Source organism: Natronorubrum halophilum, from assembly GCF_003670115.1.
Taxonomy (GTDB): Archaea; Halobacteriota; Halobacteria; order Halobacteriales; family Natrialbaceae; genus Natronorubrum; species Natronorubrum halophilum.
This window is the reverse complement of sequence record NZ_QQTY01000005.1, coordinates 399,203-422,227: the sequence shown is the minus strand read 5'-3', so window position 1 is coordinate 422,227 and position 23,025 is coordinate 399,203. Positions and strand designations below refer to the sequence as shown.

General features: G+C 63.9%; 25 protein-coding genes. 15 read left to right on the top strand and 10 right to left on the bottom strand.

The window, feature by feature from the left end:
• The first annotated feature begins 1 nt into the window (after position 1).
• The 5 genes from DWB23_RS23235 to DWB23_RS20930 all read left to right on the top strand — a co-directional run bounded on the left by DWB23_RS23235 (position 2) and on the right by DWB23_RS20930 (position 2,287).
• Positions 2-178 (top strand): hypothetical protein, encoded by a 177-nt coding sequence (locus tag DWB23_RS23235; RefSeq protein WP_162989897.1) that lies wholly within the window; start codon positions 2-4, stop codon positions 176-178.
• Positions 179-313: 135 nt separating this feature from the next.
• Positions 314-1,123, top strand: a complete 810-nt coding sequence (locus DWB23_RS20945) for a succinylglutamate desuccinylase/aspartoacylase family protein (RefSeq protein WP_121744715.1) — start codon at positions 314-316, stop codon at positions 1,121-1,123.
• On the top strand, positions 1,120-1,461 hold the full coding sequence (locus DWB23_RS20940; RefSeq protein ID WP_121744714.1) for a hypothetical protein: 342 nt from the start codon (positions 1,120-1,122) through the stop codon (positions 1,459-1,461). The genes DWB23_RS20945 and DWB23_RS20940 overlap by 4 nt, the downstream gene beginning before the upstream one ends.
• A 118-nt stretch (positions 1,462-1,579) precedes the next feature.
• Positions 1,580-1,795 carry a DUF1918 domain-containing protein gene (locus tag DWB23_RS20935; protein WP_121744713.1) on the top strand — a complete coding sequence of 72 codons (216 nt, stop codon included), beginning with the start codon at positions 1,580-1,582 and terminating at the stop codon, positions 1,793-1,795.
• A gap of 54 nt (positions 1,796-1,849) precedes the next feature.
• Complete coding sequence (locus DWB23_RS20930; RefSeq protein ID WP_121744712.1) at positions 1,850-2,287, top strand: RNA-binding protein; 438 nt, start codon at positions 1,850-1,852, stop codon at positions 2,285-2,287.
• A 23-nt stretch (positions 2,288-2,310) separates the two neighbouring features.
• Here the strand turns inward: DWB23_RS20930 and DWB23_RS20925 are convergent, their stop codons facing one another.
• Positions 2,311-2,520 carry a hypothetical protein gene (locus tag DWB23_RS20925; protein ID WP_121744711.1) on the bottom strand — a complete coding sequence of 70 codons (210 nt, stop codon included), beginning with the start codon at positions 2,518-2,520 and terminating at the stop codon, positions 2,311-2,313.
• A 145-nt stretch (positions 2,521-2,665) separates the two neighbouring features.
• Between DWB23_RS20925 and DWB23_RS20920 the strand changes: the two genes are divergently transcribed.
• Positions 2,666-4,429 carry a YcaO-like family protein gene (locus DWB23_RS20920; RefSeq protein ID WP_121744710.1) on the top strand — a complete coding sequence of 588 codons (1,764 nt, stop codon included), beginning with the start codon at positions 2,666-2,668 and terminating at the stop codon, positions 4,427-4,429.
• Between the two features lie 74 nt (positions 4,430-4,503).
• Here the strand turns inward: DWB23_RS20920 and DWB23_RS20915 are convergent, their stop codons facing one another.
• Positions 4,504-4,983: a hypothetical protein gene (locus DWB23_RS20915; protein WP_121744709.1), complete on the bottom strand. Its 480-nt coding sequence runs from the start codon at positions 4,981-4,983 to the stop codon at positions 4,504-4,506.
• Positions 4,984-5,103: 120 nt separating this feature from the next.
• Here DWB23_RS20915 and DWB23_RS20910 point away from each other — a divergent pair, with 120 nt between their 5' ends.
• The gene (locus DWB23_RS20910; protein ID WP_121744708.1) at positions 5,104-5,583 is read left to right on the top strand and encodes a cupin domain-containing protein; all 480 of its coding nucleotides are present in this window, start codon (positions 5,104-5,106) and stop codon (positions 5,581-5,583) included.
• A 7-nt stretch (positions 5,584-5,590) separates the two neighbouring features.
• On the opposite strand, the gene DWB23_RS20905 is transcribed toward DWB23_RS20910, so the two are convergent.
• A complete protein-coding gene (locus DWB23_RS20905) occupies positions 5,591-5,893 on the bottom strand; it encodes a lycopene cyclase domain-containing protein (RefSeq protein ID WP_121744707.1) in 303 nt (100 codons plus the stop codon).
• Positions 5,894-5,997: 104 nt separating this feature from the next.
• Between DWB23_RS20905 and DWB23_RS20900 the strand changes: the two genes are divergently transcribed.
• Positions 5,998-7,155 (top strand): CBS domain-containing protein, encoded by a 1,158-nt coding sequence (locus DWB23_RS20900; RefSeq protein WP_121744706.1) that lies wholly within the window; start codon positions 5,998-6,000, stop codon positions 7,153-7,155.
• A 204-nt stretch (positions 7,156-7,359) separates the two neighbouring features.
• On the opposite strand, the gene radB is transcribed toward DWB23_RS20900, so the two are convergent.
• A complete protein-coding gene (gene radB / locus DWB23_RS20895) occupies positions 7,360-8,064 on the bottom strand; it encodes a DNA repair and recombination protein RadB (RefSeq protein WP_121744705.1) in 705 nt (234 codons plus the stop codon).
• A 173-nt stretch (positions 8,065-8,237) separates the two neighbouring features.
• Between radB and DWB23_RS20890 the strand changes: the two genes are divergently transcribed.
• Positions 8,238-9,008: a hypothetical protein gene (locus tag DWB23_RS20890; protein WP_121744704.1), complete on the top strand. Its 771-nt coding sequence runs from the start codon at positions 8,238-8,240 to the stop codon at positions 9,006-9,008.
• A 128-nt stretch (positions 9,009-9,136) separates the two neighbouring features.
• On the opposite strand, the gene DWB23_RS20885 is transcribed toward DWB23_RS20890, so the two are convergent.
• Together DWB23_RS20885 and DWB23_RS20880 are read right to left on the bottom strand one after the other, a co-directional pair.
• The gene (locus DWB23_RS20885; protein WP_238717525.1) at positions 9,137-10,975 is read right to left on the bottom strand and encodes a PGF-CTERM sorting domain-containing protein; all 1,839 of its coding nucleotides are present in this window, start codon (positions 10,973-10,975) and stop codon (positions 9,137-9,139) included.
• Positions 10,976-11,442: 467 nt separating this feature from the next.
• Positions 11,443-12,894 carry a DEAD/DEAH box helicase gene (locus tag DWB23_RS20880; RefSeq protein WP_238717524.1) on the bottom strand — a complete coding sequence of 484 codons (1,452 nt, stop codon included), beginning with the start codon at positions 12,892-12,894 and terminating at the stop codon, positions 11,443-11,445.
• A gap of 113 nt (positions 12,895-13,007) precedes the next feature.
• Between DWB23_RS20880 and grpE the strand changes: the two genes are divergently transcribed.
• Positions 13,008-14,066 carry a nucleotide exchange factor GrpE gene (grpE, locus tag DWB23_RS20875; RefSeq protein WP_121744703.1) on the top strand — a complete coding sequence of 353 codons (1,059 nt, stop codon included), beginning with the start codon at positions 13,008-13,010 and terminating at the stop codon, positions 14,064-14,066.
• Positions 14,067-14,272: 206 nt separating this feature from the next.
• Here the strand turns inward: grpE and DWB23_RS23230 are convergent, their stop codons facing one another.
• Genes DWB23_RS23230 through DWB23_RS23920 form a run of 3 tightly spaced genes read right to left on the bottom strand, consistent with a single transcriptional unit; the run spans position 14,273 to position 16,101 of the window.
• Positions 14,273-14,419, bottom strand: coding sequence for a hypothetical protein (locus DWB23_RS23230; protein WP_162989896.1), 147 nt, complete (start codon positions 14,417-14,419; stop codon positions 14,273-14,275).
• A 36-nt stretch (positions 14,420-14,455) separates the two neighbouring features.
• Positions 14,456-15,736 (bottom strand): MFS transporter, encoded by a 1,281-nt coding sequence (locus DWB23_RS20870; RefSeq protein WP_238717523.1) that lies wholly within the window; start codon positions 15,734-15,736, stop codon positions 14,456-14,458.
• Positions 15,733-16,101, bottom strand: coding sequence for an aldolase/citrate lyase family protein (locus DWB23_RS23920; protein ID WP_338067837.1), 369 nt, complete (start codon positions 16,099-16,101; stop codon positions 15,733-15,735). Before DWB23_RS23920 ends, DWB23_RS20870 begins: the two co-directional genes overlap by 4 nt.
• A 10-nt stretch (positions 16,102-16,111) precedes the next feature.
• On the opposite strand from DWB23_RS23920, the gene DWB23_RS23915 reads away from it, so the two are divergent.
• Together DWB23_RS23915 and dnaK are read left to right on the top strand one after the other, a co-directional pair.
• Positions 16,112-16,282, top strand: a complete 171-nt coding sequence (locus DWB23_RS23915) for a hypothetical protein (RefSeq protein WP_338067836.1) — start codon at positions 16,112-16,114, stop codon at positions 16,280-16,282.
• A gap of 163 nt (positions 16,283-16,445) precedes the next feature.
• Complete coding sequence (dnaK, locus tag DWB23_RS20860; RefSeq protein ID WP_121744702.1) at positions 16,446-18,356, top strand: molecular chaperone DnaK; 1,911 nt, start codon at positions 16,446-16,448, stop codon at positions 18,354-18,356.
• A gap of 116 nt (positions 18,357-18,472) precedes the next feature.
• Here the strand turns inward: dnaK and DWB23_RS20855 are convergent, their stop codons facing one another.
• On the bottom strand, positions 18,473-19,168 hold the full coding sequence (locus tag DWB23_RS20855; protein WP_121744701.1) for an HAD family hydrolase: 696 nt from the start codon (positions 19,166-19,168) through the stop codon (positions 18,473-18,475).
• Positions 19,169-19,775: 607 nt separating this feature from the next.
• Here DWB23_RS20855 and dnaJ point away from each other — a divergent pair.
• The 3 genes from dnaJ to DWB23_RS20840 all read left to right on the top strand — a co-directional run bounded on the left by dnaJ (position 19,776) and on the right by DWB23_RS20840 (position 22,542).
• Positions 19,776-20,939: a molecular chaperone DnaJ gene (dnaJ, locus tag DWB23_RS20850; protein WP_121744700.1), complete on the top strand. Its 1,164-nt coding sequence runs from the start codon at positions 19,776-19,778 to the stop codon at positions 20,937-20,939.
• 163 nt (positions 20,940-21,102) lie between these two features.
• Entirely contained in the window at positions 21,103-21,702 is a 600-nt protein-coding gene (locus tag DWB23_RS20845; protein WP_121744699.1) for a DJ-1/PfpI family protein, read from the top strand.
• Positions 21,703-21,789: 87 nt separating this feature from the next.
• The gene (locus DWB23_RS20840; protein WP_121744698.1) at positions 21,790-22,542 is read left to right on the top strand and encodes a hypothetical protein; all 753 of its coding nucleotides are present in this window, start codon (positions 21,790-21,792) and stop codon (positions 22,540-22,542) included.
• The last annotated feature ends 483 nt before the right edge of the window (positions 22,543-23,025 follow it).

Genomic DNA, 23,025 nt, shown 5'->3' with positions numbered 1-23,025 from the left:
CGTGGTCCCCGCAGAATCGAACACGCCCGTCACGTCCGATCCGTTACAGAGCCGCAGCTACCGAATTACCGTCGACGACGGCCGTGAGTCGTTCTTTGCGCTCAGTATCGAAGACGTCTCCAGCGAGGACGCATGGCTCATGTCAGATACCGTTCGGGCGCTTGATAACATGCGCTGAGCAATACCGTCGGACGGCACTCCGCGTCGTTCGATGGGCGGGGCACTCGAGGGACTGTGGCGAGCATCGAACGATTCCGGACGCACGCTTCGCGGATGGGAAAGTGCTTGAGGGAGCACCTCCTTGTTTCGCCCAATGAGGCGTCGGACGATTTTGGCCGCCGGTAGCGCGCTCGCGGGGACAGTCGCCGCTGGCTTTGTCAGCCAGCCGTCGGGCGACCATCGGCTACTCACAGCGGCTCGAGAGCCGGGTGATGCGGGCGAGACCAACACGAACACGGAACGACTGCTTCCCGGCACCGTCCACGAGACCAGGCTCCACGAGATCGACGCGCCGCGAGACGGTCCCACCGCCATGGTGTTCGGTGGCATCCACGGCGACGAGCGAAACGGAATCGCGGTCGCCCGCGAGATCACCGAGTGGCACCCCGACGCGGGGACGCTCGTCGTCGTCCCCGAGACCGACCGCGTGGCCGTCGAGAACGACGAGCGGGAGGGCGTCGACGGCAACCTCAACCGTCACTTCCCGGCCGATCGTGAGCCGGTGAGCGAGCTCGCGCGAGGGATCTGGGACGCCGTCGAAACCCGCGATCCCGACGTCGTCCTCGATCTCCACCGATCGCTCGGAATCTACGACTTCCACCGGCAGTACGTCGGGCAGGCCGTTTTTCACTCGCCGGACGCCCACGGCGACGCACTCGCCGACGCGCTCGACGACGACTCCGTCCCGTGGTACCTTCCGTTCCACCGGTTTACGGCCCGGGAGACCGATCTCTCCGGACCGTTGCTCTTCCAGAAGGCGGCGCGCGAACTCGAGGCGAGCACGTACCTCTTCGAGACGACGGAGTTCCTACTCGATCAGCCGACGCGAAACGAGATGACGCGGCTGGCGGCTGCACGCGTACTCGAGTTGCACGGCCTGCTCGAGACGGGAGGTGACGCATGAGCGACGACGACTGGCTCGTACTCCCCGGAACCGATCGCACCCCCGTTTCGATCGGACGGGTCGTTACGAGCCCCGCGACGATCGGTACCTTCGTGTTACTGGTCGTTCCGTTCGCCCTCGGGTGGCTCAAGTCGGCGCTGTTCTCGCCGCTCGCCCTCCCCAGCTACGTGCTCTACGGGATCGGGACGGCGATCGGTGACGCCATCGCACCGCGGTTCGATTTCTGGCTCTACTGGATTCCGTTTCTCGCTAGCTGCGTCGGCATCTCCGTCACCATCGGCTTCGGATACGAGTGGTGGCGCGAACGAGCGGACGACGACTCGAGCGAGAGGCTGTAGCGCTCCGTCCGAGCGTCGGCGGCGATTCCGTCTCGAGGGCGGCGCGAGTGCGCCGGCGTGTAACCCGTCTCTACCGCGAATCAGTCCCTTTTTACGCGACGGCGGGGAATTCAGGTGCATGAGCTTTGAGAAAGACGACCGCGTCGTCCTGGACGACGAGCACAGCGAGTTCGACGGCGAGACGGGAACGATCACCCAGACGATGGAGTCGATGTTCGGTGACGTGACCTACACCATCAGCTTCGAGGAGGGTCAGGAAGCCGGCGTCCCCGAGGACGCTCTCGAGGAAGCCGACGAGGACGACGACATCGACGCCGACGAAGACGACGAATAAGCGAGTCGCTGGAGCCGTCCAGCCGCTCGAAGCGCTCCCGTTTACATATCGCAGATGCCACAGATCCCGCTTCACTACGTCGATTTACGCACGTTCTGTTACGCCACCGAGGACGAGAAACGCGTCGAGCAGGCGCTCCGAACGCTCCTCCCCGAGGAGTTCGAGATCGAACGCGTCGAGAGCGAGGGCCACTTCGGCGACCGCATCCTCGTCCTCTCCGCGCGCGTCGAGAAGGCGAACGACGTCCGGCACGTCCTCTCGCGACTCGCCGACCTCGAGTCCTTCGACGAGTTGATCGACGAACTCGACGAGCGGGTCACCGAGAACACCGAACTCTTCTTGCGACTGGACAAACAGGCCGCCTTCGGCGAGGAGATCCGTCTGGGCGACGGCATCACCTTCCGCGGAAAGGTCGAGGCCTACCCCGCGAAGAAAGAACGGGCCGTCGAAAACGCCGAGGAAGTCCTCGAGCGACTTCGAGACGGCGAATAACTAGCTGATTGGTGCCGGTGACGCTATCGAAGCCGTCGGTACGCACGGAGCAACACTGACGCGGCCGTCCCCAGCCCCGGAATCCTCGAGGAGAGGGCGGCGGCCCCGAGCAACAGGAGGCCGCTTTTCCGGTGCCCCTTCGAGAGTTCCATCACGCCATCGATCGCGGTCGTGACGACGCCCACGTCCTTCAGCAGTTCCGTTCGACCGGATGGAGTTCGCGTACTTGCCATGGATCTATCTGTGTAACGTCGGTCGGGAGGAAACGGTGGCGGCCTGCAGTTGTCGGGTCGGCTGGCAGCGCGTTGCTGATCGGTTTCGCGCTCGAGACGGCGGGCGAGCGCGGCGTTTTTGATGCCGGCCTGCGAGCGTGTTCGTATGCACATCCACGTCGTCGGTGACGACCCGGTTCGTTCGGCCGTCGTCGCCGCGCTCGGAGACGTCGATATCGCCGTCGAAGAGGCCAGTCCGGACGAACTCGCGGACGCTCGGTTCGCGGTCGTAAGCGACGTCGCCGGTGCAGCGACGTTCGAGCGGGCGAACCGGGCCGCTCGAGCGGGCGGAACGCCGTGGATCGCCGTCGAGATCGGCGGCGTCGGCGGCCATCCGCTCACCGCGGTCGACGCGGCCGTCTCGGGGTTCGCATCCGGCGCGGGCTGTTTCGACTGTCTCCGGCGCCGCGTCGCGTCGAACCTCGAGGAGGGGGCGATGAGCGACGAGCCGCGGGCGGATCGCGCCGCGGCGCGGCTGGCCGGCGCGCTCGCGGGCCGGGAGTGCGTGCGCGTCCTCTCGGGCGACGAGCGATCGGTGATCGGCCACACCGTCGAACTCCCGCACAACAGACGGCGATTCCTGCCGTTGCCGGGCTGTGACTGCCGGGACGGTGATCGAGATCGGACGCTCGAGCGCGACGACGAGCGCCTCGAACTCGACGCGGCCGTCGAACGCGTCGAAGCGACGATCGACGACCGGGTCGGCGTCGTCAGGAGCATCGGCGAAATCGACTCGTTCCCCGCGCCGTACTACCTGGCGACGACGGCGGATACCGCGGGCTTCAGCGACGCCAGCGCGCCGACCCAGGCGGCCGGGGTCGCCGACGACTGGAACGCGGCGCTGATGAAAGCCGTGGGCGAGGGCCTCGAGCGCTACTGCGCCGGCGTCTACCGGGAGGACGACTTCGTCCACGCGAGCGAGGACGCCCTCGAGAACGCGGTCTCTCCGACGGATCTCGTGCGACCCGAGGACGCACCACCCTACGACTCGGGCGACGAGCGCCGGTGGGTTCCGGGCGAGAACCTTGCGTCGGGAGCGTCGGTCCACTTGCCCGCCGCGGCGGTCCAGTTTCCCCAGCCCGGCGAGCGACTCGTCCCGTCGATCACGACCGGGCTCGGCCTCGGTTCGTCGACCGTGGACGCCCTGTTGTCGGGGCTGACGGAGGTCCTCGAACGGGACGCGACCATGCTCGCGTGGTACTCGACGTTCGACCCGCTCGAACTGTCGATCGAGGACGACACCTTCGCGACCCTCGAGCGCCGCGCTCGAAGCGAGGGGCTGTCGGTGACGCCGCTGCTCGTCACGCAGGATATCGACGTCCCCGTGGTCGCGGTCGCCGTCCACCGCGATTCGGACGCGCTGGCCGAATCCGTCGCGTCGGCCGACGACGACTGGCCGGCCTTCGCCGTCGGCTCCGCGGCGGGGCTCGACGCCACCGCCGCGGCGCGATCGGCGCTCGAGGAGGCCCTCCAGAACTGGATGGAACTGCGCAGCCTCGGCCCCGAGGGGGCCGACGACGCCTCGGGCGCGATCGGCGAGTACGCGTCGTTCCCCGACGCCGTGCGGTCGTTCGTCGACGCGGAGCGGACGATTCCGGCCGAAAGCGTCGGTCCGGATCCGGTTCCCTCGGGAACGGCGGCGCTCGAGGAACTCGTTTCGCGGACGAGCGATGCCGACCTGACGCCGTTCGCGGCGCGATTGACGACTCGAGACGTCGAGCAGGCCGGATTCGAGGCGGTTCGAGTCGTCGTCCCAGGTGCCCAGCCCCTGTTTACCGGCGAACCGTTCTTCGGTGAGCGAGCGCGAACGGTTCCGGACGATCTCGGGTTCGAGTCGCGTCTCGATCGCGCGTTTCATCCGTATCCATAGGGACGGACTCCCTCGCGACGGCTCTCGGGGAATCGATCGTCGAAATGGGTCGCAGTAACGAGGGTAGAGCCGAGTTACTCGGCTGCGCCGTCGTCGGTTTCGTTTCCGCCGGTATCGACTGTTCGGTTCTCATCGCCGTCGACGCCGGTCTCGTTTTCCGCGTCGTCGCCGTGATCGACTTCGACCGCGAGGCCGTCGTCGGAGAGTTGAATCTTGACGACTTGGGTTGTCGACGTGATCGAAACTTCCCGTACCTCCGTCTCTTCGTCGTTGTCGTCGATGCGGGCGATGCGAAGGCTCTGTTCCGTTTTGTCGAGGTTCGGCGGCTTGACGCTCTCCCCCGGGGTGACGGCGATGCTCTGTTCGTAGCTCCGTCGGTCGGCTTCTCTATCGTAGGCCTGCAGGTGGAGGTTGTAGGTGCGGTCGGCCTCGCTGTGTATCTCGATGGGGACGATTCCCTGGAGACCGAAGTGCTCCTGGACGCCATCGATACAGCCCGCGAGTCCGACGATGGCGGCCACGCCTGCGGACTGCAGTAACGTACGGCGGTTCACGTTCGACCTTCGGGAGCGAACGAACGTAGGCGTTACTCTTCTCGCTTCGCCTCGCCGGATTCCACGCAGACGAGACGCCGTCCCGTGTGGTTTTATGACACGGTAGGGAAACACCCGCGTATGGAGAAAGTCGCGATCGACGACGTCGATATCGAGGTCAACCCGATGAACGTCCACTCGGTCAGACGGCCGGTTTCACGGGCGCTCGGCTGTACCGACTTCGCGATGAACTACTTCGAACTCGAGTCCGGCGAATCTTTCTCGGGCGGCTATCACACCCATCACGATCAGGAGGAGGTCTTCTACGTTCAGGAGGGTACCGCGACGTTCGAAACCGAGGCGGGCGACGTCACCGTCGAGGCGGGCGAAGTGATCCGCTTTGCGCCGGGTGACTTCCAGAAGGGGTACAACGACGCCGACGAACCGGTCGTCGGATTCGCGTTCGGCGCACCCGGTGCCCGACACGACTGGGACGAGATCGAGTCGATGATCTACTGTCAGGATTGCGAGGCGGAAGTCGGCCACGGCCTCGAACTCACCGACGAGGGGGTCTTCCGAATGACCTGTACCGACTGCGGGAACTCGTTTACGATCGGCTAAGTACCGCTCAGTCGTCGCCGAAGATCGTCTCGTGGAACCCGATGACGAGTCCCGGAACGACCGCCATGAAGAGGTGTTCCTCGAGCGGGATGCCCGCGATATCGATCCCGGTCCGAAGCTTGATGTCGAAGACGCCGACGGCGAGGGTGTAGCGATCCCAGAGGTAGGCGATGGGGTACAGTGCGAGGATCGTGATTCCGGCTTTCCGAAGCGCGTTCGCCCGACGGAGCAACAACACGGCGACGACGCCCCAGAACAGCTCCGTCGCGAGGTAGGTGTAGCGGCCCAGCGTGCTGATATCAGGCACCATACCCGAAGTACGACACCGGCGATAATAACATCCTTTCTCGGGACCACCCGGCTAAAACGTGCGGTATGTTCAAAACCCCAGCGAGAGAATGGTCATCCGAACCAATGAATATCTCCGATATCGCTACCACGGACTACATCGAAGTCGACGTCGGCACGCGTATGGGGAAGGTCCGTTCGACATTTGAGAACGGAAACCCCAAGGGAATTATCGTCACCAACGACGGGGAGTACGAAGGCGTTATCAGCGAGCGGGAGGTCCTCCAGTCTCACGTCGAAGACGACGCCAAGGTCGCCGCACTCATCAAACCGAGTCGGAACGATCCGGCACCCAAGATCGACCGAGACGAAGACGTCCGCGAAACGGCACGTCTGCTGATCGAGAGCAACTCGAAGGTCGCGCCGATCTTCGAAAACGGCGACCTCTGGGGCGTCATCACCGACGACGCGATTCTCGAAGCGGTGATCGACAACCTCGACGCGCTCTCCGTCGAGGACATCTACACGGACGATCCGATCACCCTCGAGGAAGACGACGGGATCGGCAAGGCGATCAACCACCTCCGGGAACACGGAATCTCGCGGCTGCCCGTCGTAAACGAGAACGGCTACCTCACCGGCGTCGTCACGACGCACGACATCGCCGACTTCGTCATCCGGGAGAACCACACGACGACGACCGGCGACCGAGTCGGCGATACCCAGCGCCTGCTCGACGTGCCGGTCTACGATATCATGAACAGCCCCGTAGAGACGACGACCCTCGATGTGACGGCCAAGGAAGCCGTCGAAACGATGCTCGAGAAGGACTACGCAGGACTGATGGTGACGCCCGACGACGACGACCGGATCGTCATCGGCGTCATCACCAAGACGGACGTGCTGCGCGCGCTCACGTTCACCGAAGAGGAGCACATGGACGTCCAGATCACGAACATCTCGATGCTCGACACCATCACCCGGGAGTCGATCGTCCAGAGCATCGAGGACGTCGCCGACAAGTACGCCGACATGCAGGTGATGCACGCCCACGTCCGCTTCCACGAGCACAACGAGAAGCTCCGGGGCACGCCGCTCGTCCAGTGCCAGATCCGACTGCGAACCAACAAGGGACAGGTCGCCGGCACGGGTGAGGGGTACGGGGCCGAGAACAGTTTCCGCGTCGCCGTCGACAAACTCGAGCGCAATGTCTTAGAGGTCAAAGGCGTCACCAGCGACGAGGAGTACCGCGGACAGTTGCTGCGGAAGCTGAACGAACTCTAGGGCTTCGACCGTCGACTCGACTTCGACCGATTATTTTTCGGGCGCTCGGAGGGGACTTGACGCTCTCAGTGATATCTCACGCGGACACGCGTTCACGCCGGAAATACGCCGTGTTCGCGGCTGGAGACGCGCCGTGTCGACGGAATCCGATATCGCCGAACAGTTCGTGTCAATTACCGTTCAAACCGAACGTACAGCGGTCGTTCAGCGCCGCGTCGATTCGTCGCCGCCCTCGAGCCCCGAATCCGTGATCCGGAACTGGATGGATTCTCCTGCGGGCTTCGAGCGGTGTTTTTCGAGCGTCGCGCGCCGGTTACCGCCGCGAAAGCGCTCGAGACGAACGACGACGCCGGTCCAGTGCTCGAGCGTGTTCCCGCCGAGTGCGCGCGTGCGGTCGGCCTCGGGATCCGCAAAGACCTGATTCGTCAGCACGACCGCGAGATCGTACTTTCGAGCGAGCGAGAGGAGATGCGTCACCTGGCGGGTGACGCTGCGCAGCGCCTCGCCGTCGTCGCCGCCGCCGGTTCGCTCGAGTCGGTAGAAGCCGGTCGCGCTGTCGAGGACGATCAGATCCGCCCGTTCGGCGAACTCCTCGGCGTCGCGGACGGCTTCGGACTGTTCTTCGAAATCGAGGGCGTCCTCGATGACGATCCGAGAGGCGACGGGTTCGACGTCGTCGCCGACGCGCGCCGTGAGCAGTTGCTGGAAGCGGTCGACGGAGACGCCTTCCGTATCGATATAGACCGCAGTGCCCTCGCCGACGGCCGTCTCGACGGCTGCCGAGAGCGCGAGGTTCGTCTTGCCCGAGGCGGGCGGACCGTACAGCTGCGTGACGGTCCCGCGTTCGAAGCCCCCACCGAGTAACTCGTCGACCGGGCTACAGCCGGTCGGGATCGCTTCGTCGTTCACGGTTTCAGTTGGAAGGTTACGCGCAAAAAGCCCCCGGAACCGCCCGCGCGAATTCCCTTCCGTGCACGGCCGACTCCGCGTATCGCGCTGTTACTACCGACCGCGGAGCGTAAAACGATCACCGCACTGACGTCCGGCCGACAATATATTCGCGCCCGCCTCGAAGGGCGACCGTGATCGTCGTCGCCACAGCAGATTTCGAGGTGTACCACGGCGTCGTCAACGAACTCCGCGAGCGGGGTGCCGAGTTCACGACCGTCGAACCCGACGCAACGCTCCCGGACCGCACGACGGTCGTCGTTACCGGTACCGACCACGCCGACGCGTTTACTGATGTGACGACGATCGTCGCCGATCCGGACGCCCCCAGACGAGCCGTCGATCAGGCGCTCACCGCAGTTCGGGGCGGCGGCGGTCGAACCATCATCGGCGTCGATCCGGGGCGCAAACCCGGTATCGCCGTCCTCGCGGGCGAGATCGTCGTCGCGGCCTTCCAGGTCCCGCTCTCCGACGCCATCGACGTAATCCAGCGCGAAGCCGACGAGGCGACTTCGCCGGTCGTCCGCGTCGGCGACGGCTCCCGCCTCGAGAGTGCGAAACTCGTCAACGACCTCGAGGACGTGACGGTCGAACTCGTCGACGAGACGGGGACGACGCCCTATCTGGGAACGGGCTCGAGAGGGATGGGCGACGTTCTCGCCGCAGTCAACATCGCGCGTCTCGAGGGCGATATCGTCGACACCCGGACGATCGAACCGACGACGGGCGAGTTACAGGTGATCAAGGACCGCTCGCGCGAACGGAGCGAGAACAATCGAGCGATCGACGAGATGCTGGCTCGACGGGTCGCGTCGGGCGAGTTGACGATCGACGAGGCCCTCGCCGAACACCGCGGACAGAACGCCGATCTCGAGTCGTCAGCGTCCGACGACGCGACCGACTGACGTTGCGTCGGTGTCGGTTCGGTCCCGCGACTGCAGCACCGCTCTTTCTGGTGGTAATCGCGGAGAAAATGAATCGTCGAAAGTTCGCGGTCAAATTCGACCGGGGTTAGTACGTCAGCAGCGAGTGCTTAGCTTTGCCCGCGTCGTGCGAGCATGGCGGCGGCGAGCACTGCGACGAGCGCGACGCCGACACCGAAGCCGGGCACCGAGTCGTCCTCTTCTTGCTTGTCGTCGTCATCGCTTTTCTTCTCTTCGATGGTGGATCCCTTCTTGTCGTCGTCGCTCTTCTGATCTTTCTTGTCGTCTTTCTTGTTGTCCTTCTTATCGTCCTTCTTGTCGTCCTTTTTGTCATCCTTCTTGTCGTCTCCATCGTTAACCGGTTCCTCGGAGACGGAGGTCGCTTCCGAGGACGTGATCTGGACGTTCTGGTTCTCCTGCATGGTCAGCTGGAACGCGGAGGCGCTCCCGTTGTCGTCGGCGATTGCGAGCGCGTCGTTCGACTGCAGGTTCGTCTGGACGAGTTCCTGATTCTGCTCGATGGCAGCGGTCGAGGACTGGTCGACGTCGTTGAGTTGCTCGTTACTGCCGTCGTAATCGAAGGCGGTGCGGTTCACGTCCTCGAGCCCGTCACCGTTGATCATCGCGGATGTCGTGTTGGTGATGACGGCACCCTCGTAGGTGTCCTTCTTGTTTTCGAGTTCGGGGGCTTCCTCGCCTTCCTCCAGGAAGACGTTCAGCGCTTCCGCGGACGCGATCTGTGCGTTGACGTTCTGCTGGAAGGTCAGCTGAACGGCCTCAGCCTCGCTGGAGTTCGTGGCGATCGCCTGTGCCGAACTGTTGAGGTTGATGTTCACCTGCTCGACGCTCTGGTACTGCGTCACGCTGGCGTCGGCAGTCTGCGACACGTCGCCGCTACCCTGTTTCTTCTCCGAGGAACCGTACTCTTCCGCGCCGTCCTGGTTTACGACCTCGGTAGCGCCGTCGGCGCTTGCGGTCGCGACGTGCATCCCTGCGGAGTCCATCAGGACGTTCATGGCTTCGGCGGTTCCGATCTGTTCGTTCAGGTTCGTCTGATCGGAGATCTGGATTGCGGTCGCCGACGAGTTTTCACCGACTGCGATCGCGATCGCGCTGCCCATCTCGTAGCTGTTTATCTGCTCGATTTCCTGGGCCTGTTCGATGGTTGCATTCGCGGTTTGGTCCGTGTTCGGCGCGTTGCTGCTGGATTTCTTGTGTTTGTCCTTGTTCTCGTCGAGGTCGGCTCCGTACACGTTCGACGCGTTCGCCGAGCCTTCCTGCAGGTTGATGTTGGACTGTTCGGTCAGCTGCACCGCGGTCGCCGAACTGTCGTTCTCGGCGAACGCGAGCGCGGTGTTGTTCTGGATGACGTTCGCCTGGTTGACGTCCTGGGCCTGGCTGACGGACGCTTCAGCCGTCTGGCTGACCGTCGTTTCACCGTCGTCGCCAACGGCACCCCAGCCGTTGAACTCCTGGCCGTTGTCGCCCATGATCACGTGGACGTCGCCGACCTCCTCGAGCGTCGTCTCGTGGCTGTTCCCTTCGTAGTTCTGCGCGGACGCCTCACCCACCTGGGAGTTGGCGTTTTGCTGGTTCACTTCCTGGATCGCTGTCGCCTCGCCGCCGCCCATCGCGATGGCGACGGCCTCACCCTGTTCGTTGATGTTTACCTGCCCGACGTCCTGGTACTGGACCACTTCGGAGTTGCCTTCCTCTTGTGCTGTGGCGGTTCCAGACTCGTCAGGTGCGTGGCTTTCGATATATTCTTCGAGCGATTGCTCGCCGAGGTCCGCTCCGAAGACGAGGTAGACGTCCTCCCCGTTCTCCATCGTGTGTACTGTTCTGTCGTCGGTACTTCCGTTCGCGCCGACGGGGGCAGCCATCCCGACCATCGAGATGACAACCATCGCGGCCACGAAAATCGTCGTAAGCTGTGATCGTTTGGTCATGGTCATTGTCGCAACGACTTTTAAATGACCCGTGAGGGTCTTTCGTTGCTGAATGTTTGCGACGCGAACCAGTCTTCCCTGAAGAACGTCTTTGTTATCTGTCGATTGCGGGGAAGAAGAAGGCGGCTATAGATCTATTGTGACTCCCTTCCGATCGATAACGCGTCGTTATCGGGCTAGATCGCTATCCGACCGGTCTCGGTACGCCACCCTGCGGAGATTCGGCGAAACCGCCGTACGCACTCGGTATCACGCCGTTTGAGCGGAGCACAACTCGGCTCGAGACGCTGTTTTGGACCGGTTACTGGCGGTATATCCCGAAGGACGTGAGTCACGTTGTCATCGTTCACGGATGGTCGTCGCCTCGTCTCGTTCTGTTCGCACTCGCGAGCGCGGTCCGATCCGCAACAGTAACCGTCCGTTCTTCGGTCGGGGTATCACTCCGCTGTGGAAACCGATCGACATCGCTACTCCCGACGGCGGCTCGAAACCCGTTTCTCGCCGGTGTCTTCGGAGAGTACCTCGTAGAGAATCGCCCGCCCGCCGTCCGCTTTCGGGCGCAGGATGCGTCCGAGTCGCTGGATGAACTCCCGTTCGCTGCCGCTGCCCGAGAGCACGACCGCGACCGACGCGTCGGGGACGTCGACCCCCTCGTCTAACACGTTCGACGTCGCGATCCGGCTGTAGGTCCCCTCGCGGAACCGCTCGAGGATCTCCCGTCGTTCGGCGGTCCCGGTCTGGTGCGTGATCGTCGGTATCAAAAACCGCTCGCTGACGTCGTACGCGAGGTCGTTGTGGGCCGTAAAGACGATCGTCCGGTCCTCGCGGTGGTCGCCGAGGATTCCCTCGAGGGCCTCGAGTTTGGCTGCGCTCCCGTACATGATCTCGCGGGCGCGCTGGCGGGCAAGCAGCGCCTCGCGCGCCTCGGGATCGTTGCCGGAGCGTTTGACGAGTTGCTGGTAGTCCGACCCGCTTTGCATCCGAATGTTCGACCGCGCGAGGTAGTTCGTGAACACCTCCTGCACCCGGTCGTACTCCTCGCGCTCGTCGGGTGTGAGCGAGACCTCGAGTCGCTTCAGGTCGTAGCTCGCGAGGTGATCGCCGACCAACTCGTCGACGCCGACGCGGTAGACGAGGGGTCCGACGACCTCCTCGATGATTTCGTGGGCGCCGTCGGGGCGCTCGAACGTCGCAGTCAGTCCCAGTCGGGCGGGTGCCGCGAGCAGGCGTGCGATCTCGCGATAGCCCTCCCCGCCGAGGTGGTGAACCTCGTCGAAGACGACGAGGCCGAAGCGGTCGCCGACCGAATCGGCTTTCAGGTACGCCGAGTCGTACGTCGAGACCGTGATCGGCCCGAAGCGCTGCTCGCCGCCGCCGAAGCGCCCGATCTCGCACTCGAACTCCCGCTCGAGTTCCCGTTGCCACTGTTCGAGCAGATCGATCGTCGGGACGACCACGAGCGTCGGCGTCGAGAGCCGTTCGATCGCCTCGAGTGCGATGACCGTTTTCCCGCTCCCGGTCGGAAGCTCGAGCGCGCCGGCCGGCGCGAGGGAGAGCCCCTCGAGACCGTTTTCGTCGGCGTTCCAGCGGTCCGTCTCGAGCCACGCCGCGAGAGCCGCCCGCTGGTACTCCCGGAGTTCGTACGCCGACTCGAGGGATGGGAGGTGCTCGAGATCGAGCACGCGGTCGTCGATTCGGTCGGGACTGGTCACGGCATCGACCAGCGTTGTTCGGAGCGCCGCGTACCGGAACGCCGGGACGCGCCAGCCGTCGGTTCGCGGGTCGGTCTCGAGGTCGGGAACCGACTCGCGGACGGCGCTGAGAGACGGCTCCTCGAGGCCGTCGATCCGGACGGTACCGTCCTCGTATCGGAGCGCGATCGGTGGCGGTCCCGCGCGTTCGTCCTGTGGCCGCGTCACGGTCGGTGATCGGAACGGGACGGACAAATACTGTCGGGTGTGACACTCCCCGTGCGCGGCGACCGGCGCACCGTACCTCAACCCTTTTATTATCGCTGTTCCTTGACTGGCACATGAGCGAAGACGAGGGCACGAACTCCTCCTCCCACGGTGTCCCGTCCGAGGAGCAATCCGACGACGGCGACACGGCCGACGTCGAATCTGTGACGACGGACGCTGACGAATCGGTCGCCGAACCCGCCACCGACGGGTCGGACTCGTCAGTCGAGAACGACGACTCGAGCGAGGATACGGAGACCGGTTCGACAGCGGAGTCGAACGCCGAGATGGACTCCGTTCCGGAAACGAGCGACGACGTTCAACAACTCCTCGATCGCGTTACCGAGTACGACGACGAACTCGCCCACCAGGTCAACGCCATCGTCGAGGAGGCCCGCGAACTGAACGGCACCGTCGCCCACCAGCGCGACGAACTCGAGGACCTCACCGAACGGGTCGAGGAACAGGCCGAGACCATCGGCGAGTTACAGGACGAACTCGAGGCCCGCGACGCGGAGGTCGACGACCTGAAGAGCCGCCTCAAACGCAAACAGGCGGACTTCCAGAACTACAAGAAGCGAGCCAAAAAGCGCCAAGAGCAGCTCAAAGACCGCGCGACGGAGGATCTCGTCGAACGGCTGCTCGGCGTTCGAGACAACCTGAAACGCGCGCTCGAGGAGGACAGCGGCGACGCCGAGAGCCTGCGCGACGGCGTCGACATGACGCTTCGGGAGTTCGACCGCATTCTCGAGGACGAGAACGTCTCGGAGATCGATCCAGAGCCCGGCACCGCGACCGACCCGCAGCGCCACGAGGTCATGATGCAAGTCGACAGCGCCCAACCCGAGGGGACCGTCGCCGACGTCTTCACGCCGGGCTACGAGATGGGCGATAAAGTCATCCAGAACGCGCAGGTGACCGTCTCGAACGGCGAACTCGAGGAAGACGAAACCGACGAGGGCGGCGACGAAGCGCACGCGGACGAATCAACCGACGAGTCGGCGACAGGGGCTGACGACGAGGTTGCAACCGAAGCGGAATCCGACACTGCCGACACATCGGCGGATGAGAGCGACGACGATGACGCGATCGAACTCGGTGGCGACGTCGCGAGCGACGAGACGACGGACTGACGAAGGCAGTGCGAGCACGACGAAGGAACGGGCTGACCCGCCGGTTTTCGCCGGAACCGACTAACGTGACCAGAAGCCATTTCGTTTGTCGGAACGACCCTCGCCGAGGTGTCACAACGCGGACGATCGGAAATCCGGCCACCGGTAGTGATGACGACGCTACGAGCTAATTCGTCCGGGTCGACTGTCCGCTTCGGGTGGCGCGATCACGCAGATAACCTGTGTCGCATCGTCGCCCAGCACTTCCCAGCTGTGTGGGACGCCGCCGGCGTGATGATCGTCTCACCGGGTTCGGTTTCTCGAACGATTCCGTCGACGTCCCTCCCGATCGTACCGTTTTCGCCGGCGTCCATCGGTCGCTACGCGTGTCGGTCGTATCCGTTAGCCGTTCATCCGGTCGATTCCGGTCGCTCGAGCCATCCAATCAGTCCCCCGGTGACGACCACCACAAAGAGTCCGGCCAGCACGAGTCCAAGGACGTTGTAACCCGTTCCGAGTCCAACTCGAGTGACGATCGGCTGGGTCAGAATCGGCGAGAGGAACTGCCCGAGGAAGATAACGCTCGTGAGGCCGCCGAGGACGCGTCCGCGAACGTCCTCGGACGCGTTGTCGGTCACCCACGTGTTCAGGTTCGGAAAGAGCAATCCGAGTCCGATGCCGGAAACGGCCAGTCCGACGATCACCTGCGAATAGCCGTTGCTCGAGCCGATGACGACGTAGCCGACGCCCATGAACCCGAACACGAGCGCCGTAATACCGGTCGCGTCGAGGCGCGCGCTGACCCGATAGAACTGCGTCGACGTCACGCCACTCACCAGCGTCATCGTCGCGATTGCGAGGCCGACCTCGGATCCGTTCGTCGCCGCGAGCGTCTCCAGATAGAACGGGATCTGCACGGGTATCATGTAGAAGATCACCATCGACACGAGCGCCGTCAGGTAGGCCAGCGAAATCGCTTTCCCCGGGACGCGACCCGAGCGGACAGACGGCGTCGATCGGCCACCGTCCGTTCGACTGACCGGAATCCCGGTCGCCGGATCGCACGTAGTGGGCTCGAGCGCTCGAGTCGGAGAACCGATCGTGGGCTCGTACACCGCGACGACCATCAGCGGTACCAACACCGCGGCCGAGACGTAGATCAGAAACGGAACGCGCCAGCCGACGTCGGCGAGAAACCCGCCGAGAGGCAGAAAGATCACGCCGCCGAACGACATGAACGCCGCCTGCTTCCCGAGGAGTTCCTCTCGACGAACGCCCGAGTAGTAATCGGCGATGAGCGTCGTCGCACTCGTCATGATGCCCGCGACGGCGAGGCCGAGCGTCGCTCGGCCGACCAAGATGCTGGGGAGCGTCGCCAGCACGTAACCGGAGCCCCCGGCGACGACGTAGAGCGCGGTCGAGGCGATCAGCATCGGTTTTCGTCCCACCCGATCCACGACGAGTCCGGCGACCGGTGCGCCGAGGGCGATGAACAGCGCCGGTATCGTCAGGACGAGTCGAACCAGGAGGGCGGCGTTTTCGACGGTCGCGAAGTGTGCGCGTATCGCCGGCAGCGAGGGCGCGATCGTCGCCCCTGACATGACCGTCAGCGTACTCGCAAGTAACAGGGTGGCGATCAGCAGGCGCGATTCTGGATCGGTGTTTCGCCACCGTGCGCCCGTCGGCGTCACAGTTCGACACCGGGACCGTCGTCTATCGGGTAGGTAGCTTTCGAGCCACCGACGTCACTCACCGGCCGCTCGAGTCCGTTTTCGCGCCTTACCGAGAGTGAGCTACGTCCGGTAGTCCAACCGTCGAACGCGGGTCCGACTCCCATACCCGACGGACGACGCCGACGGGGATAATCCCCGTTCACTGTCGTCGGGTGACCGAGTGCGACCGAGATATCGAACGGCCAGATGAAGACGAAGCCGAGAGTCGGCACGTCGAGGATCGACTCGATATTCGTCACCGCATTTGGTGACTCGATCGCCACTCCGATGAGTGTACTATCGTCTTCGTTCGCTACGTAATCGTTCTCGAGGTCGAGCCCCATCGACTCGCTCTTGGAACGCGAGGCCGCGACCACCGGGCTCACCGTCGTGATTGAAGCGGCTGGCTCGTACGACGCGGCGTACTTCGTCCCCTGCGACGTGCGAGAGAAACACGTTCCTGACGCCGGCATCGACCGTCTTTCGGACGAGTGCCGGCTCGTTGACCGGGAGGGGGACCAGTAGCTCCGTATTTTTGACTGACACCGTGTCTCGCACAGATCAGATATTCCCATTCCTCCTCTTCTGGCCGTCTTAGTGCGTTATACGCGGGTCTCGTGGGATTTTATTCTGGCCGCGAAACTGCCTAGTAACCTTTAAAACAAAGTGCGCACAATAGCCCTCCACGATGGCGAGCAACAAAATTCTCGGAATCGACCTTGGGACGACGAACAGCGCGTTCGCGGTGATGGAAGGTGGCGATCCGGAGATCATCGTCAACGCCGAAGGTGAGCGAACGACGCCCTCGGTCGTCGCGTTTACCGACGACGACGAACGGCTCGTCGGCAAACCGGCGAAGAATCAGGCGATCCAGAATCCCGAAAAGACGATCGCCTCGATCAAGCGCCACATCGGCGAGGAGGACTACACCGTCGAGATCGAGGACGAGGAGTACACGCCCGAACAGATCTCGGCGATGATCCTCCAGAAGATCAAACGCGACGCCGAAGACTACCTCGGCGACGAGGTCGAGAAGGCCGTCATCACGGTTCCCGCGTACTTCTCCGACCGACAGCGTCAGGCGACCAAAGACGCCGGCGAGATCGCCGGCTTCGAGGTCGAGCGCATCATCAACGAGCCGACGGCAGCGTCGATGGCCTACGGACTCGACGACGACTCCGACCAGACCGTGCTCGTCTACGACCTCGGTGGCGGCACGTTCGACGTTTCGATTCTCGACCTCGGCGGCGGCGTCTACGAAGTCGTCGCGACCAACGGGGACAACGACCTCGGTGGCGACGACTGGGACGAGGCGATCATCGACTGGCTCGCCGACGAGTTCGAATCGGAACACGGCATCGACCTCCGCGACGACCGTCAGGCCCTCCAGCGGCTCAAGGACGCCGCCGAGGAGGCCAAGATCGAGCTCTCGAGCCGGAAGGAGACCGAGATCAACCTGCCCTTTATCACGGCGACCGACGACGGCCCGATCCACCTCGAGGAATCGATGACGCGCGCCAAGTTCGAATCGCTCACCAGCGACTTCATCGAGCGCACCGTCGAACCGACGGAGCAGGCGCTCGAGGACGCGGGCTACGAGAAAGACGACATCGACGAGGTCCTCCTGGTCGGCGGTTCGACGCGAATGCCACAGGTTTCGGAGAAGGTCGAGGAACTGACGGGCAAGGATCCCCAGAAGAACGTCAACCCCGACGAGGCCGTCTCGCTCGGGGCCGCGATTCAGGGCGGCGTCCTCGGCGGCGAAGTCGACGACATCGTCCTGCTCGACGTGACGCCGCTCTCGCTCGGTATCGAGGTCAAGGGCGGCCTCTTCGAGCGACTCATCGAGAAGAACACGACGATTCCGACCGAGGAGTCGAAGATCTTCACGACCGCGGCGGACAACCAGACCTCCGTGCAGGTCCGCGTCTTCCAGGGCGAGCGCGAACTGGCCCAGAAAAACGAGATGCTCGGCGAGTTCCACCTGACCGGCATTCCGCCGGCTCCCGCGGGCACGCCACAGATCGAAGTCACGTTCTCCATCGACGAGAACGGCATCGTCAACGTGAGCGCGGAGGACAAAGGCACCGGCACCAGCGAGGAGATCACCATCGAGGGCGGGGCCGGCCTCTCCGACGCCGAGATCGAGAAAATGCAAAGCGAGGCCGAGGAGCACGCCGAAGAGGACAAGCAAAAGCGCGAACGCATCGAGGCCCGTAACACCGCCGAGGCGACGATCCAGCGCGCCGAAACGCTCCTCGAGGAGAACGAGGAGGTCGACGACGACCTGCGCGCCGACATCGAGGACGCCGTCGAGGACTTGGAGGAGACGATCGACGACGGCGACGCGGACGCCGACGCCATCGAGCAGGCGACGGAGGATCTGAGCAAGGAGCTGCAGGAGATCGGCAAGCAGATCTACCAGGAAGCCGGCGCTGCGGGCGCTGGTGGCGCTGCGGGCGGTGCAGCAGGCGGTGCGGCCGGCGCAGGCCCCGGCGGCATGGGCGGCGGACCGAACCCCGGTCCCGAGGCTGGCGGCGAAGGCGAGGAGTTCGTCGACGCGGACTTCGAAGACGTCGAAGAAGACGACGACGAGTAACACGAGGAGTCGTTCTCTTCGACTCGATGGGCGAGCGCTGCGAGTCCATCGTCGTTTCGAAAACGAACGCAGTGAGTTTTCGAATGTGACGACGACGAGCGATGCGAGGATTATTTTTACGGTTCCCTACTCCACGGGGAAGGGAACAGATCGCCGAGGGAATCCACTCGGTACGTCGGGTCGAATTCTCGCGTCGGAGCGTCTTCAGAGATCCAGACCGAATCGAGTCCGGCAGCAGTTGCACCCGCAATATCCGTCTCGAGCGAATCGCCGACGTGAACCGTTGTCGCTGGAGCGGCGTTTAGGGATCGGGTGACGCGGCGAAACGATTCCGGGCTCGGCTTCGGCGGGGTATCGTGTCCCGCGATAACGACCGTATCAATCCATCGCTCGAGGTTTACAGCGCTGATTTTCTGCTGTTGTGCGTCCTGTGCGCCGTTAGTAACGATAGCCAACCGGTATTCTCGAGAGAGCGTCTCTAAGATGCGGTCGGCAGCCGGGAGCAGTTCTACGTTCGATTGGTCGCGTTCGTTACTGAACGCCTTCGCAATGTCCCGCCCTAATTGGCTCTCGTACCCGTTCTCAGAAGCGAGTGATGCAAAGCATTCGGAACGAAGCTCGTTCATTGAATCGCACGTCTCCGCAAACTCGTCGTATCGGGCATAGTATTGCTCGACAGAAAATATCGGTTCGAATCCGTGCTTGTCGAAGGTCGCTTGGAGCACGTCACCGGGGGAGCGTTCGTATCGAACGAGGGTGTTATCGAGATCGAAGGAGATCGCTTCAACGCGTTTGTTGCCGGGTGTTTCCATCGGTACTGTACGTATCTCGAGTACTCGACTGTTCAAAAAAGTAACCTACCACGGTGTACGGAAACTGTCGCGTACGAATCGACAGTCGATCCAGGACCGATCGCTCACCACAGCCGCTGGTGGTTTGCTAAACCGACTGCTGTATTCGGCGCGTTCCCCACCGACGAGAACGGTTGGAGCAATTTCCACTCCGTCGGCTGTGTCTTCTGTACGTATCGTGAGTTTCGAAGTCCACATGAACACGTGGTACTGTAGTAACAACTGAAACGATTTACACGCCATCGCGTAGCCGCGGTTCTCACTCACTCCGTTCGCTCCGAACCGCGCTGCCCTCGTGCGATCAGGTGTGCAGTGACTTTCAGTGGCTACTATAGCTGCTGACGACGAGTTGCCGCTCTGACTGTGACGTAGCGGTACACCCGCGAACGAAGTGAGCGAGCAGCCTCCTCGTAAGCAAAGCGAACGAGGGTTCGGAAGCGTCTACTTCCGGTATTTTTCACCGAAGTTTTTGCGCCGAGTGGTTCGCCGCAGGCGAACCCGAGGCGGGAACAGTCCGGGGTGGAACGTTCGTTTCAAGTGTCTCAACCGAGTATCGGTCGAACAACGAATGAGCGAGGACTTCTACGACGCGCTCGGTGTGAGCTCCGACGCGTCGACCGAGGATATCAAACAGGCGTATCGGGAGAAGGCGACGGAGTACCATCCGGACGTCAGCGACGACCCTGACGCCGAGGAGAAGTTCAAGAGAATACAGAAGGCGAAGCAGGTCCTCACCGACGAGGAAAAGCGTCAGGCCTACGACCGGATGGGGCACGACCGGTACGAACAGGCCGAAAAGCACGGCTTCGACGCCAGCGAAGGCGGCGCCGGCGGCGGCATGGGTGGCGGCCCGTTCGGTGGTATGGGCGGCGGCGGAATGGGCGGCGGCGGTCTCGGCGACATTTTTGAGCAGGTCTTCGGCGGCGGTGGCGGCCGCGGTCGGCGTCGTCCGCAGAAGGGTCGCGACCTGCGAACCGAACTCGAGATCGACCTCGAGGAGGCCTACGAGGGGGCGCAAAAGCAGTTCACCGTCGAGCGTCCCGAGGAGTGTGACACCTGCGAGGGCGCGGGGCACCCGCCGGATGCGGACGCCCAGACCTGTCCGGAGTGTCAGGGTCGCGGGCAGGTGACCCAGGTTCAGCAGACGCCGCTGGGTCGGGTGCAACAAACGACCACGTGCCGGCGCTGTGAGGGTGACGGGACGCTCTACTCCGAGACCTGCAGCGAGTGTCGCGGCGAGGGCTACGTCCGCAACGAGGCGTCGCTGAGCGTTGAAGTGCCGGCGGGGATCCAGGGCGGCCAGACCCTCCGGATGGAACGCGAGGGTGCGCCCAGTCCCGAAGGCAGCCGCCGCGGCGATCTGCTGATCGACGTTTCGGTCCGCGACCACGACGAGTTCGAACGCGACGGCGACGACCTGCAGTACCGACTCCCCATTTCGTTCCCGCAGGCTACCTTCGGGGACACCATCGAGGTGCCGACGCTCGACGGGTCCGTCGAACTCGAGGTTCCCAGGGGAACCCAGAGCGGCGAGACCTTCCGCCTCGAGGACAAGGGAATGCCTCGCCTCCGCGGCCGCGGCCAGGGCGACCTCTACGTGCAGGTTCAGATCGTCACTCCCGAGAGTCTAAACGAAGAACAGCGGGATGCACTCGAGGCGTTCGCCGAGGCCGGCGGCGACGAGATCGAGGTCAAGGAAGGCTTCTTCGAGAAGATCAAGCGGGCGTTCTAACGGCGACAGTCCCTCGCTCGTTGTCGTCGCAGTTTTGGCGCGCTTCCCGGAGTGTGTGATCCGGCCGTCTGATTCGAGGACTCGTATCCGCTGGTATGAGTGTCGTGATAACGCCCAACACGAACTATGGTGAGCGTTGTCGAATGGATACGTGGGTACTCCGATGACAGCACACAAGATCCTGCTCCTCGCCGGCGATTTCGTCGAGGACTACGAGGTAATGGTACCGTTTCAGGCGCTCCAGATGGTCGGCTACGACGTCCACGCGGTCTGTCCCGAAAAGGAGGCCGGCGACACCTGTCCGACGGCCATCCACGACTTCGAGGGTGACCAGACGTACACGGAAAAGCCGGGGCACAACTTCGAATTGAATCACGATTTCGACGCCGTCGATCCCGCCGACTACGACGCGCTCGTCGTGCCGGGCGGCCGCGCGCCCGAGTACCTTCGAACGTACGACGAGGTCATCGAAATCGTCCAACACTTCTTCGAGGCGGACAAGCCCGTCGCGTCGCTCTGCCACGGCGTCCAGATCCTCGCCGCGGCCGACGTCCTCGAGGGACGCACCTGTACCGGCTATCCGGCGCTCGAGGCCGACGTCCGCGGTGCCGGCGGGGACTGGACGAACGAGGTAACGCGCGACGACACCCTCGTGACGGGACAGGCGTGGCCGGATCACCCCGAGTGGTTGGCCGAATTCCTCGACTGCCTCGGCACCGATATCGACCACGCCGACACCGCTCCGGCGGCCGCGGACGACTGATACCGGACTGGGCGCTCGAGAATCGACGGTGGAAATATCAGCGACTCGAGTCGGCGCGCTTTTTTCGACTGGCCCTCGAGTGGGCGTATGACCGCCGCGACAGTCGACGAGTTACTCACGCGCGAACGCCGGGACGACCGGACGGCGCTGGTCGATGCGACGGGCCGGGAGTTCGATCACCACTGGCTGTGTACGACGGCCTGGCAGTCGGGCAACTTCCTTCGACACTCCGGCGTTCGCAAGGACGTCACCGTCGGAATCGTCGGCGGTGGACCCCTCGCCGTGCTCGCGTTCTTCGGCACCACGTTGCTCGAGGGAACGACGCGGTTCGAGCCACCGACCGATCTCGCGGACGAGGACGATTTCCGGGCGCTCGTCGCGCCGGTTCCGGACCTCGAGTCCGGGCTCTACGATCTCCCGCGCGGAGCCCAGCGCGTCGGCTACGGAGCGAAACCCGACGAGCCCGATATCCACCACTTCGACGCCGGCGTCTGGACGGAAAACCCCGCGTTCCCGCCGCTGGACGTCGATCCCGCGACGGCGATGCTGACCGACGGTGAGCGAACCGTGACCCACGCCGCCGCGCTCGAGGCTGCGGCCGGGGTGATCGACGAGTACGGACTCGAGGCCGGCGACAGAGTCGTCGTTCGCGACTCCCTCGCGGATCCGCGCGTCGTCGTCGCGGGGATTCTCGCGCCGTTGCTCGCAGCGGGCGTGATCGTTCTCGGCGGCGACGAGGAGGGGACGGCAACGGAGCGGGGCGAATACGCCGTCTCGAGCGAATCCGGTGCGGTGCCCGAATCGAACCGCATCGATCCCGACGGCGTCTCCCGTTCGTAAGCCACGACGGACACCGTTTCTCGCCCGCCCGCCGTCGATGGTCGGTCGCGGCTCTCGGTTACGGTATCCCTTCGAAGACCGCCCCTATCCGTTCACTGACTATTTCCGGAGCGACTCCGGATCCGACCCGCCGGTGAGATCCTCGAGCTTCCGGAGGTCTTCGCTTCTCGCTCGCGGTTACGCTCTCACGGGCCGATACCACCTGTCCCGAGGAGACGAGGTTCGACACCGGTGCCGCCCGCGATTTCGAACGCTATATTCGGACGCGACATCGGCGCGGATGAGCAGGCGGCAGGTTTTACTCACTCGTCTGGCTGTGTGTATCTATGCACGAGAAGCGACTGGTGGATTCGCGCAGTTGCGCCCACCGTCGGTGGAGTCTCCGCGGGCCGTTCAGAGCCGGCACTTCCGAATCACTTCGAACGTCCGGACGAGTGAGCCCCTCGACGCGAGACGAACGATACGGACGGAGTCCGATGTCGG